Origin of the sequence: Afipia sp. DC4300-2b1 (assembly GCF_049895725.1) — a bacterium.
GTDB classification, from domain to species: Bacteria; Pseudomonadota; Alphaproteobacteria; order Rhizobiales; family Xanthobacteraceae; genus Afipia; species Afipia broomeae.
Genome location: NZ_JAFCSX010000001.1, coordinates 1,095,459 through 1,107,196 on the forward strand (window position 1 = coordinate 1,095,459; position 11,738 = coordinate 1,107,196).

The window sequence follows — 11,738 nt, forward strand, 5'->3', positions numbered from 1 at the left end:
GGAGACACCGGCATGGATCGCAGGACTTTCCTTACGAGCACTGCGTCACTCGCACTCGCCGCAACCGCGGCGCACGCCCAGCATCAGCATACGCCGCTGCCGCAGGCTCCGCCGTCATCCGAGCCTTTCACCGGCCTTCGCACCAACGCCCCGCACCACATCTCGCCGGACGAACAGGCGCAGCGCGTGACGGAAAGCCCTGCGCCGCAGGGCGTGCCGGGCCGCTGGGTGACCCGCGCAGCACTGCCGCTGCCCCGCAGCGAGATGGCGTGGGCCACCGAGTGGGCGGGACGTGCGCATATCGTCGGCGGCTACGGTGAAGGCCGCGTCGATCGCACCTATCATCACATCTATGATCCGGCCAAGGATGTCTGGTTCGATGGCGCGCCGTTGCCGCGCGGCGCCAACCATGTCGCGGTCGCGGCGGATGCGGGACGCGTCTACGCGCTCGGCGGCTTCATCGAACAGAACCGCAATCCCGATCACAACGCCTACGCCTATGACGTCGCAGCCAATCGCTGGGACAAGATCGCGCCGCTGCCGCGTCCGCGCGGTGCAGGCGCCGCCGTTGTGTTGAGCGGCCGCGTTCACCTGATCGGCGGCGCGTCAGAACCGACCATGGAACGCGCGAGCGTCGGATGGCACGAGGTCTACGATCCGAAGACCGACAAATGGATGACGCTGAAAGCGCTGCCCGGCGCACGCGACCATGTCGGCTGTGTCGCGTACAATGGGATCATTCACGTCATCGGCGGACGCTTCAATACGTTCGAATACAACACCGGGCTGCATCATGTGTATGTGCCCGACCGCGATACCTGGGAGACGCGCGCGCCATTGCCGACCACGCGCTCCGGCCACGGGCTTGTGGTGTACCGCGACCGGCTGTTCGCCATGGGCGGTGAAGCCGGTCTCATCTCCAAAGGCCAGATCACGCAGGGCAAGGTGTTCGGCCAGATGGAAAGCTACGATCCGGCCACGGACAAGTGGCAAAGCCATGCGCCGATGCCGACACCGCGTCATGCCGTGGGCGCTGTGACCATCGGCGACTGGATTTATGTCGCGGGCGGCGGCGCCGTCACCGGCGGCGCGGTGCAGTCTGCGGTGCACGAAGCTTTCACCCTCGGCTGATCACGAGCGAAATCTTCGCTCACAAAAATGTCACCATCCCCAGTGCCTTTAGGCGCAGGTGTTGTTTCCCGGGCATTTACTTTGCCGCCGGAATTTTCTTCCTAAGGTCGCGTTCGGTCCGCCCGTGGGGCTCGTGGAAACCGCCTGTTGAAGCCTTTGCCCCAGGCTGGCGCATCGAACAGGGTTCCGCGGTCCTGCCCGGATGCCTGCACCGTTCGGAAGCATTTTGGAGGTTGGAATGTTGCGTCAACTCGCGGTGGCTTTCACTGTCACCATGGCTATCGGCCTGTCAGGAACCGTCGCCAGCGCCGCGCCGTCGGTTGTGGCTTCCCCCAACGGCTATGCGCCGGGAACCATCGTGGTGAAGACCAACGAACGCAAACTCTATCTCATTCTCGGCGAGGGCCAGGCGCTGCGCTACCCTGTCGGCGTCGGCAAGGCTGGCAAGCAATGGGCCGGAGCCACCCGCATCGATGGAAAATATCGTCAGCCGGCATGGTCGCCGCCTGCGGACGTGAAGCGCGACAATCCGAGCATCCCGGATGTCATTCCCGGCGGCTCACCGTCCAATCCGATGGGCGTCGCCGCCATGACGCTGGCCGGCGGCGAATATGCGATCCACGGCACCAACCGTCCGAACTCTGTCGGCGGCTATGTCTCTTACGGCTGCGTGCGGATGTACAATCAGGACATCAGCGACCTGTTCGAGCGCGTCGAGGTCGGCACGCCGGTGGTGGTCACCTCGCGCTGATCGTCAAAACATTCCGATGTGAAAAAAGCCGCGTCATGACGCGGCTTCCAACCGTCATTGCGATCGAAGCGAAGCAATCCACTCTTGAGAGAGAAGCTGGATTGCTTCGTCGCTACGCTCCTCGCAATGACAACTGGAAACTCTTACCCACGCCGGCTCTTATCTGGCGGATAGCCAACACCAGCCGCCGCGCTTGCCGCCCTGGTACTGGCGCGCATGACCCGATGCGAGCAGTGCCGCTGAGACGCTCGGCGTTCGCCGCGTAGCGGCGTCGGCGACGACACGGCCGTTGTATTTGTCGGGACCGATATTGAAGATCGCGACATCGCCATCGGCGAGCAGCGCACGCAGCGCCTCCCCGGAGGCCTCCGCCATCCGTAATTCCTCGGCGCACGCGCCCTTCATTTCAGGCGCATCGATGCCGCGAAGCCGCACGCGCGTCGTCATCTCCAGCCCCGGCCACAGATGGACTCGCGCCTCGAATGTGTCGCCGTCGACCACGCGCACCACCTCGACGGAATGACGCACACCGGGATTGCCGTCACGGCTCCATGTCTGAGGTACGGGCTGCCGGGCCGGGCCCGATGCGGATGGATTCGCGGACGCGATGGACGAGCGCGCCCGTGGCAAATGATCCCTGAGCGGAACCACGGTTCCAGTTGCGATGCCGGCGACAAAGATCAGGCCAAGCAGCCAGGGCGGTGAACCGTGGAATGGATGCCGGGATGCCCGATGAAGTGACCGATCTAGGAACATATGCCTAGAATAGGATCAAAAGGACCCTGGCCGCAAGAGCGGAACCGGCGCATCCGTAGTGATGCGTAGGGCTAGAAATCCGAACAAAGTCCCTTGTGTTCCCAGTCCCCGTATCGGGTCGGCTCCAGCCCCTTGGGGCCCTGAACCTCTTTCGCGCGAGAGCTATAGTCCTGCGCGGCCCTGGTTCGCCGCTCCTCGGCTTCCGCGAGCGCCCGCTGCGCCTGTGGGGACAGCGGTTTGCGCGGGGCGACCGTGTTGCCAACGACAGGTTCGGAACGAGTTTGATCATGGGTCATGGCTGACACTCCCGGTGGTCAGAGCCGAAATCAATCTAGACCGACAGCGCGTTCGATCAAGACCCTGCGGCCGATGCAGTCTGACGCCGCCGAGCCGCCTGTCCGTGAGCCAGCTCACATTTCCCAAGATGTTTCAGACAAGACGATTCAGAGACAGACCAATTCTTACATTTGGCATATTCCGATGCCACGACGATACATCCGGTGCGGCGATTGTCGCGTTCCTCCCTGCCAGCGAATGTTTTTTCACACATGAAGCCTTCGAGATTTGTCCCGCCCACCGAGGTGCCCGGCCTCGCAGCGCGCAGGATTGCTGCCGATATTCTCGACGGCGTGCTGCACAAGCACCGCATGCTTGACGATCAGCTCGACGGTCCCGGCGCGCATCCCGGACTGAAGACGCTGGCGGATCGCGATCGCGCGCTGATGCGCCGGCTGGTTGCAACGATTCTGCGGCGGCTCGGCACGCTCGGCCACATCCTGTCACGGCTGCTGGATCGCGGCATTCCGAGCGATGCGCCGCGCGCGCAAAGCGCATTGCTGATCGGCGCGGCGCAAATCCTGTGGATGGATGTTCCCGATCATGCCGCCGTCGACCTGTCGGTCCGGCTCGTGCAGGCGGACCGGCGTGCTGCGAAATATGCCGGCCTCGTCAACGCGGTGTTGCGGCGCTGTGCACGTGAGGGCCAGCCGCTGATCGACGAAGTCAAATCGCAGATGCTCGATCTTCCGCCGTGGCTGGTCGCGCGCTGGATCGCGGCCTATGGCGAAGAAGCAACGCGCGCGATGGCCGCCGCCATCAGCGTGGAGCCCGCGCTGGATCTCACAGTCAAGTCCGATCCCGGCGGCTGGGCGACGCGGCTGCATGGCGAGACACTCCCGACCGGCACCGTGCGCACGCTGCTGCACGGGTCGGTCACCATGCTTCCCGGTTTCAATGAAGGCCAGTGGTGGGTGCAGGATGCGGCCGCCGCGATACCGGCCCGTCTGTTCGGTGACGTTAAAGACAAGACCATCGCCGATCTGTGCGCGGCGCCCGGCGGCAAGACCGCGCAACTGGTCCATGCCGGTGCGAAGGTCACTGCGGTCGACCGCTCGCCCAATCGCATCGCGCGCCTGCGCGAGAATCTCTCTCGGCTTTCGCTGGAAGCGGGTACCGCGGTGGCGGATGCGCTCGAATGGCAGCCGCCGGCAGGCGAACTGTTCGACGGCGTGTTGATCGATGCGCCCTGCGCCGCGACCGGGACGATCCGGCGGCATCCCGACGTCGCGTGGCTGAAACAGGAAGCCGACATCGGCGCGCTCGCCGCCGTGCAGAAGCGCATGCTGCAAAAGGCGGCCACACTGCTGAAGCCTGGTGGAACTCTGGTCTATTGCACCTGTTCGCTCGAGCCCGAGGAAGGCGAGCAGGCCGTCGCAAGCGTCCTTGCGGCCGAATCGGGCCTGCGCCGTGCGCCGGTCGGGCGGGATGAAGTGGCGGGACTGGACGAAATTCTCACCGCGGACGGCGACATCCGCACCCTGCCCTCGCATCTCGCCCATGCCGATTCGCGGCTCGGCGGTCTCGACGGCTTCTACGCAGCCCGTCTCATCAAGTCCTGATTCGAATCCCGGGCCGCATCCGATTCGCAAGCCGCCAAACGCGCTCTTGATCCACATGCCAGCGGTCAATGGGGCATCCCGGGGTTGCGTCGGGGGTGCCTTACAGGCATTTCCGGACTACAAAGAGTCGCGGAGATTCCCTCACGGCATGGCGTGCTCGTCGCCGGCGTGAGTTTCGGGGGAGGAATGCTCCGTTTTGTGGGGAACGGTCACGTTCGGCGGCGGCTTTCGTCAGGCTACCGGCGTGATTCAGGACAAGGGCGCACGTGGCGGTCGCTTACCGACGACGCATCTCGTCTCTTTTGCTGGGCCGCGCGGCGCGGAACGTACTCGCACGCGCCAGCGGCAAGTCTGTCGCGCTGTCGCGCTTCTGGCCCGGCCGCACTGACCGGTTGCTGATCGCGCCGAATGATCTTCGCACCGTCGACGCCACCCGCGCGTCCGAAATCTATGCCGGGCGTTTTGTCTTCGCAGGAAAGATCGTCACCTCGCACGGCCGATCGATTTTCGAACTCGATCCACCGTCGGAAGACTGGGAAGCCAACCTGCTCGGATTCGGCTGGCTGCGCCATCTGCGCGCCGCGGACTCCGCCATCACCCGCGCCAACGCGCGCGCCCTGATCGACGACTGGATTTCAAAGCCGATCCGCAAGCGCGGCGCAGGCTGGCGCGCCGACGTGCTGGCGCGGCGGGTGATCTCGCTGCTGTCGCAGGCGCCGCTGGTGCTGAACGACGCCGACGGAAAATTCTATCGCCGCTTCCTGCGCAGCCTCACGCGCGAGATTCGCTATCTGCGCTACACGATGGTCGATATTCCGGACGGCGTGCCGCGTCTGCAGGTGCTGATTGCATTGTGTTACGCATCGCTGTGTCTCGCCAATCAGGCCAAGCACATCCGAACCTCGTCGCGCAAGCTGTCGGAAGAATTGCAACGGCAACTGCTTCCCGACGGCGGACACATTTCGCGTAATCCCGGCGCATTGATCGAGCTGCTGCCCGATCTCTTGCCGCTGCGTCAGACCTTTGCTGCCCGCAACATCGCGCCGCCGCCGGCACTGCTGAACGCCATCGACCGCATGATGCCGATGCTGCGATTCTTCCGCCATGGCGACGGCAGTTTCGCGCTGTTCAACGGCATGAGCAGCGCGCCATCCGGACTGCTGGCGACATTGCTGGCCTATGACGACACCCACGGCATTCCAATGTCGAACATGCCGCATTCGGGCTTCCAGCGCCTCGATGCGGGCAACACCGCTGTCATCATGGACACCGGCGCGCCGCCGCCGCCGGCGGTGAGCCGCGATGCCCATGCGGGCTGCCTGTCGTTCGAATTGTCGTCCGGCACGGGACGCATCGTTGTCAATTGCGGCATCCCCGCCACCGGCCGCGACAACTGGCGCGCCTTCGCGCGTTCAACCGCTGCGCATTCGACCCTGACCTGCCACGAGACGTCGTCGTGCCAGTTCATCGAGTTGCCTGCGATGAAGCGGATGCTGCAGGGCGCGCCGATCGTCAGCGGGCCATCCAATGTCGGTGTGTTCCGCGAGGCGGCGAACGACAGTATTCAACTGACCGCGACCCATGATGCTTACGCGCGCCAGTTCGGCGTGGTGCATCAGCGCAGCCTGACACTGTCCAGCGACGGCAGCCGGCTCGAAGGCGAAGACATCTTGCTGAACGCCTCAGGCGCATCGACACGCAACAAGCCCGACGATTACGTGCTGCGGTTTCATCTGCATCCGGCGGTGAAGGCCAGCCGCCTTTCCGATGCCCGCGGCGTGATGCTGGTGCTGCCCAACCGCGACGTGTGGACATTCGAGGCGGTCAACGACAAGGTCGATCTGGAAGACAGCGTCTTTCTGGCGGGCTCCGACGGGCCGCGCCGCACTGCCCAGATCGTGATCCGCCAGAACCGGAAGGACTCGCCGAGCGTCCGCTGGAGTTTCACCCGCTCTTCCGCCTCGGCAGCGGTGACCAATGCCCGCCGCGACGCCAGGCGCGAGCCGGAATTGCCGCTGTAGGATCGGCCACCCTGCCGCGTCGTCTCAACGGCGCCGGAACAGCGGGTAAAAGCGGCATATTTGCTGCGAAAAGTGCGTGGATTGGAGGTTTTGCCGGACAGCAAACCATGCTACCCGGCGGGCAACACCTATCCGAACCAGGACGCACCTTATGGCTGACCACCCGCGCCGCGTTGCGCGCGCACTTCTCTCCGTTTCCGACAAATCCGGCCTGATCGAATTCGCCCGCGCGCTCGCCGGTCACGGCATCGAGCTCGTCTCCACCGGAGGCACCGCCAAGGCCATTGCCGATGCCGGCCTCAAGGTGCGGGACGTGTCGGACCTGACCGGTTTCCCCGAAATGATGGATGGGCGGGTCAAGACGCTGCATCCGAACGTCCACGGCGGATTGCTCGCGATCCGGGACAATGCCGATCACGCCCGCAGCATGAAGGATCACGGCATCGCGCCGATCGATCTTCTGGTGGTCAACCTCTATCCGTTCGAGGCGACAGTGGACAAAGGCGCCTCCGAGGACGATTGCATCGAGAACATCGACATCGGCGGTCCGGCCATGATCCGCGCCGCGGCGAAGAATCATCACGACGTCGCCGTCGTCGTTGAGGCATCCGACTATCAGGCCGTGCTGGATGAACTCAACGCCAACAAGGGCGCGACCACGCTCACCCTGCGCAAAAAGCTTGCGCAGAAAGCCTACGCACGAACGGCCGCTTACGATGCTGCGATCTCGAACTGGTTTGCCGGTCAGCTCAAGATCGATGCGCCGGATTTCCGCGCCTTCGGCGGCAAACTGATCCAGGCGCTGCGCTATGGCGAGAACCCGCATCAGCAGGCATCGTTCTACAAGACTCCCGACCGCCGCTTCGGCGTCGCCACCGCGCGCCAGCTTCAGGGCAAGGAGCTGTCCTACAACAATATCAATGACACCGATGCGGCCTATGAGGCCATCGCGGAGTTCGATGCGAAGCGCACCGCCGCCTGTGTCATCGTCAAGCACGCCAATCCGTGCGGCGTCGCCGAGGGCAAGGACCTCGCCGAAGCCTATCGCAAGGCGCTGGCCTGCGACTCGACCTCGGCCTACGGCGGCATCATCGCATTCAACCGCACACTCGATGCGGATGCCGCCAATGCAGTGGCCGGCATCTTCACCGAAGTCATCATCGCACCGGACGCAACCGAAGAGGCCATCGCCATCATCGGCAAGCGCAAGAACCTGCGCCTGCTGCTGGCCGGCGGCCTGCCCGATCCGCGCGCAGCAGGATTGACCACCAAGACTGTCGCAGGCGGTCTTCTGGTGCAAACCCGCGATAACGCGGTGGTCGACGACATGACTTTCAAGACCGTCACCAAGCGCGCGCCGACCGGCGCGGAGCTGAACGATCTGCGCTTCGCGTTTCGCGTCGCCAAGCACGTCAAGTCGAACACGATTATTTACGCGAAGGACCTCGCCACCGTCGGCATCGGCGCGGGGCAGATGAGCCGGGTGGATTCGGCGCGCATTGCGGCCCGCAAGGCCGAAGACGCCGCAAAGGAATTGGGATTGGCTGCGCCGATGACCAAGGGTTCGGTGGTGGCGTCCGACGCATTCTTCCCGTTCGCCGACGGCTTGCTGGTGGCTATCGAAGCCGGCGCAACCGCCGTGGTCCAGCCGGGCGGCTCGATGCGCGACAATGAAGTGATCGAAGCTGCCGATGCCCATGGCATCGCCATGGTCTTCACCGGCACGCGGCACTTCAAGCACTAAGCCGGAAGCGCCCGAACCGACTGGGCCCTCACCCGCATCAGCAGGGCAAGGCCGCCTGCGAAAAACAGCACCAGAATGGCCATTCCGGCCTTCTGGCTGTCTGCGACATCGGTGACGATCCCGATCAGCAACGGCCCAAAGAACGACGTGACTTTTCCCGTCAGGGCAAACAGTCCGAAGCATTGCGTGATGCGCTCTTTCGGCGCGAGCCGGATCAGCATGGTGCGCGACGCTGCCTGCATCGGGCCCGCGGCAAGGCCGATCAGAAACCCGAGCGCGAGATAGGCTTTCTCCGCGGGAGCGGCAAAGAGCGGTCCGTTCGGCACCGGCGGCGTCACCGGAATAAAGAAGATCGCATCGCGGTCGATCAGAAGAATTGCCGCGACGGCTCCGAGAAGAATGACCAGGCTGCCCGCGACGACCGCTTTCGGTCCGAGCCTGTCATCGAGCCGGCCGCCGAGCCACGCACCGATGGTGCCGGAGATCGCCAGCAGAATGCCGAAGGTACCAATCTGAATCGTGTTCCAGCCGAAAGTGCCCGCGGCGTAAATGCCGCCGAACGCGAACAGCGACACGAGACCGTCCATGTAGATCATGTTCGCGATCAGAAACGCGAGCATGGACGGTGTTTTCGGCAATCGCACCAGCGTCTCACGCAGTTCGCGCAAACCTTCGCGCACCGCGCCGCGGGCCGGTGTCTTCGCCGCGTGATCGGGCGTGAACAGAAACATCGGCAGCACGAAGATCATGAACCAGACCGCGGTCAGCGGCCCGGTGAGCCGATCGCCCTGAAACGTCGCGGGATCGAGACCGAAGATCGGCGTGAGACCGAACAGCGTTTTGCCCGTGACCGGATTTGCCGCCATGAAGCCGAGCACGAGGATCAAACTGAGAATTCCGCCGACATAGCCGGTGGCCCATCCGGTGCCTGACAGTCGCCCGATGCGTTCCGGCGGCACGAGTGTCGGCATCATCGCGTTGTTGAACACCGTTGCGAATTCGACGCCGATGGTCGCGATCCCGTAAGCGATCAATAGCGGGACGATGATCGACGGATCTCCGGGTTTGCCGATCCACATCAGCGACGAACCGATCACGAGAAGCGTGCCGAACGCCGCGATCCACGGCTTGCGGCGGCCGCCGGCATCGGCGATCGCGCCGAGCACGGGCGACAGCAAGGCAATGACGAGACCAGCCGCCGCGGTGGCATAACCCCAGCTCGATTGTCCTGCGACCGGATCGGAGGCAACGCGCGAGGCAAAATACGGCGCGAATACGAACGTGGTGATCAGGGTGAAATATGGCTGCGCGGCCCAGTCGAACAAAATCCAGCCGAAAACCGCCGAACGCGGCGGATAAGTCTGCGGCGACACGTTTGCGTGACTGTTATGCGCCGGAAGAGCTTGAGCCATTATCGAATTTCCTGCCGAATCAACGCGGACATTGTCCGTCGTCGCCGCAAAACCATATAGTGCAGCGGTTCAATTGCCATCGCGTTTTTACCCAGTGTCCTGAATCCGAAGTTCACTTCGTCGAGACGCGGTTTGCCGGAGAAGCCCATGAGCCTGTTTACCCCATGCCGCGCGCTCGTCTTCTCAATAGGCGCAATCTGCCTGCTGATTGCGCCTACCGTCGCACAGGATTCCCGACACGGATATTACACAGCGCCCGCGCTCGAAGCCGTTCGCCCGGTTGCCGCGAAAAACGGCATGGTTGTCGCACAGGAGAAGATCGCCGCTCAGATCGGCCGCGATGTTCTGGCGCGCGGCGGCAATGCTGTCGATGCCGCTGTCGCCACCGGATTCGCCATGGCGGTCACCTATCCACGCGCAGGCAATATCGGCGGCGGCGGCTTCATGATGATTCATCTGGCGAGCAGCAACGAGGATGTCGCCATCGATTATCGCGAAAGCGCACCGGCCGCCGCCACGCGTGACATGTTTCTGGGCGACGACGGCAAACCCGACATCAAGAAATCGCGCGATCAGGCGCTCGGCATCGGCGTGCCCGGCACCGTTGCAGGTCTCGCGCTGGCGCTGGAAAAGTATGGCTCCGGAAAATTCAAACTGGCAGACCTGGTCGCGCCTGCGATTGCACTGGCACGCGATGGCTTCGTGATCGCGGACGACACCGCCGACACGCTGCCGGACTGGCATGGGCGGATGGCAAGATGGCCCTCGAGCATAAAGATCTTCTCGCGTCCCGACGGCACGTCGCTGCAACCGGGCGACCGTCTGACGCAAAGCGATCTTGCGGTCACGCTGGAGGCGATTGCCGCACATGGTGTGAGCGGTTTCTACGACGGACCGGTTGCCGAAAAGCTGGCTGCCGGAATTCAGGCCGCGGGCGGCATTATCACGCGCAACGATCTCAAAGCGTATCGGCCGATCGTCCGCACGCCGATGCGCGGCACCTATCGCGGCTTCGACATTGTCTCGATGCCGCTGCCGTCGTCCGGCGGAACGGTGCTGATCGAAACGCTGAACATTCTGGAGGGTTACAAGCTGCGCGAGATGGGGGCGGGTTCGATCGATGCGCTGCATGTCTCCATTGAAGCGATGAAACGCGCCTACGCCGACCGCGCGCGCTATCTCGGCGATCCTGCTTTCGTCAATGCGCCCACGTTCCAGTTGATCGGGAAAGATTACGCCGCCAGGCAGCGCGCCACCATCGACCTTGCGAAGGCGACGCCCTGGGGCGAAGCAACGGCGGCCGCGCCGCGCGAGGGCAGCAACACCACCCACTATTCGGTGGTCGACAAGGACGGCAATGCCGTCAGCAACACCTACACGCTGAACTTCAGCTACGGCGTCGGCCTCGTCGCGGACGGCACCGGCGTCCTGCTCAACAACGAACTCGATGACTTTACCGCAGCGCCCGGCGCATCGAATGCTTACGGGCTCGTCGGTTTCGAGGCCAACCTGCCCGGCCCCGGCAAGCGGCCGCTGTCATCGATGACACCGACCATCGTGCTGAAAGACGGCAAGCCGGTTCTGGTGACGGGTTCGCCCGGCGGCAGCCGGATCATTTCGGCAGTGCTTCAGGTGCTCATCAATACGATCGACTTCGACATGAATGTCGCCGCCGCAGTGTCGGCGCCACGGCTGCATCATCAATGGCTGCCGGACGAGGTCCGGGTCGAGCAGGGATTTTCCGAGACGACGCTTGCTGCGCTGCGTGAGCGCGGCCACCGGGTGATCGCACCACTCGGCCAAACCTCGGCCAACTCCATTGCCGTCACGCCCGATGGCCTACTCGGCGCGCCCGATCCCCGCACCCGCGGCGCGGAAGCCGCTGGTTACTAGATTCATTCAGGCGTGCGTTCCTTCATTTGCCTGATGACAGGTAAGATGATCCGCGTAGAATTTGCCGCACAACAATGAGCCTGAAGCTTCGCGCAGTGCGGCGAGCGCGGGGCGGCAAACATGGCCGCGGAT

Annotated in this window: 9 protein-coding genes; 6 read left to right on the plus strand and 3 right to left on the minus strand. The window is 64.0% G+C overall.

What is annotated here, in order from left to right; translation table 11 throughout:
• Positions 1–12: 12 nt before the first annotated feature.
• Positions 13–1,131: a Kelch repeat-containing protein gene (locus tag ACP7AL_RS05420; protein WP_425989613.1), complete on the plus strand. Its 1,119-nt coding sequence runs from the start codon at positions 13–15 to the stop codon at positions 1,129–1,131.
• Positions 1,132–1,369: 238 nt separating this feature from the next.
• Complete coding sequence (locus tag ACP7AL_RS05425; protein WP_006023383.1) at positions 1,370–1,882, plus strand: L,D-transpeptidase; 513 nt, start codon at positions 1,370–1,372, stop codon at positions 1,880–1,882.
• A gap of 159 nt (positions 1,883–2,041) precedes the next feature.
• Here the strand turns inward: ACP7AL_RS05425 and ACP7AL_RS05430 are convergent, their stop codons facing one another.
• The gene (locus ACP7AL_RS05430; protein ID WP_425989615.1) at positions 2,042–2,638 is read right to left on the minus strand and encodes a thermonuclease family protein; all 597 of its coding nucleotides are present in this window, start codon (positions 2,636–2,638) and stop codon (positions 2,042–2,044) included.
• 71 nt (positions 2,639–2,709) lie between these two features.
• Complete coding sequence (locus ACP7AL_RS05435; RefSeq protein ID WP_425989617.1) at positions 2,710–2,934, minus strand: DUF1674 domain-containing protein; 225 nt, start codon at positions 2,932–2,934, stop codon at positions 2,710–2,712.
• A gap of 252 nt (positions 2,935–3,186) precedes the next feature.
• Between ACP7AL_RS05435 and ACP7AL_RS05440 the strand changes: the two genes are divergently transcribed.
• From ACP7AL_RS05440 to purH, 3 genes are all read left to right on the plus strand, one after another.
• Positions 3,187–4,536 carry an RsmB/NOP family class I SAM-dependent RNA methyltransferase gene (locus ACP7AL_RS05440; RefSeq protein ID WP_425989618.1) on the plus strand — a complete coding sequence of 450 codons (1,350 nt, stop codon included), beginning with the start codon at positions 3,187–3,189 and terminating at the stop codon, positions 4,534–4,536.
• Between the two features lie 266 nt (positions 4,537–4,802).
• Positions 4,803–6,557: a heparinase II/III family protein gene (locus tag ACP7AL_RS05445; RefSeq protein ID WP_425989620.1), complete on the plus strand. Its 1,755-nt coding sequence runs from the start codon at positions 4,803–4,805 to the stop codon at positions 6,555–6,557.
• A gap of 151 nt (positions 6,558–6,708) precedes the next feature.
• The gene (purH, locus tag ACP7AL_RS05450; RefSeq protein ID WP_425989622.1) at positions 6,709–8,301 is read left to right on the plus strand and encodes a bifunctional phosphoribosylaminoimidazolecarboxamide formyltransferase/IMP cyclohydrolase; all 1,593 of its coding nucleotides are present in this window, start codon (positions 6,709–6,711) and stop codon (positions 8,299–8,301) included.
• Here the strand turns inward: purH and ACP7AL_RS05455 are convergent.
• Positions 8,298–9,713 (minus strand): MFS transporter, encoded by a 1,416-nt coding sequence (locus tag ACP7AL_RS05455; RefSeq protein WP_425989624.1) that lies wholly within the window; start codon positions 9,711–9,713, stop codon positions 8,298–8,300. The two genes, purH and ACP7AL_RS05455, sit on opposite strands and share 4 nt — an antisense overlap.
• Positions 9,714–9,860: 147 nt before the next feature.
• On the opposite strand from ACP7AL_RS05455, the gene ggt reads away from it, so the two are divergent.
• The gene (gene ggt, locus ACP7AL_RS05460) at positions 9,861–11,606 is read left to right on the plus strand and encodes a gamma-glutamyltransferase (RefSeq protein ID WP_425989626.1); all 1,746 of its coding nucleotides are present in this window, start codon (positions 9,861–9,863) and stop codon (positions 11,604–11,606) included.
• Positions 11,607–11,738 lie beyond the last annotated feature (132 nt).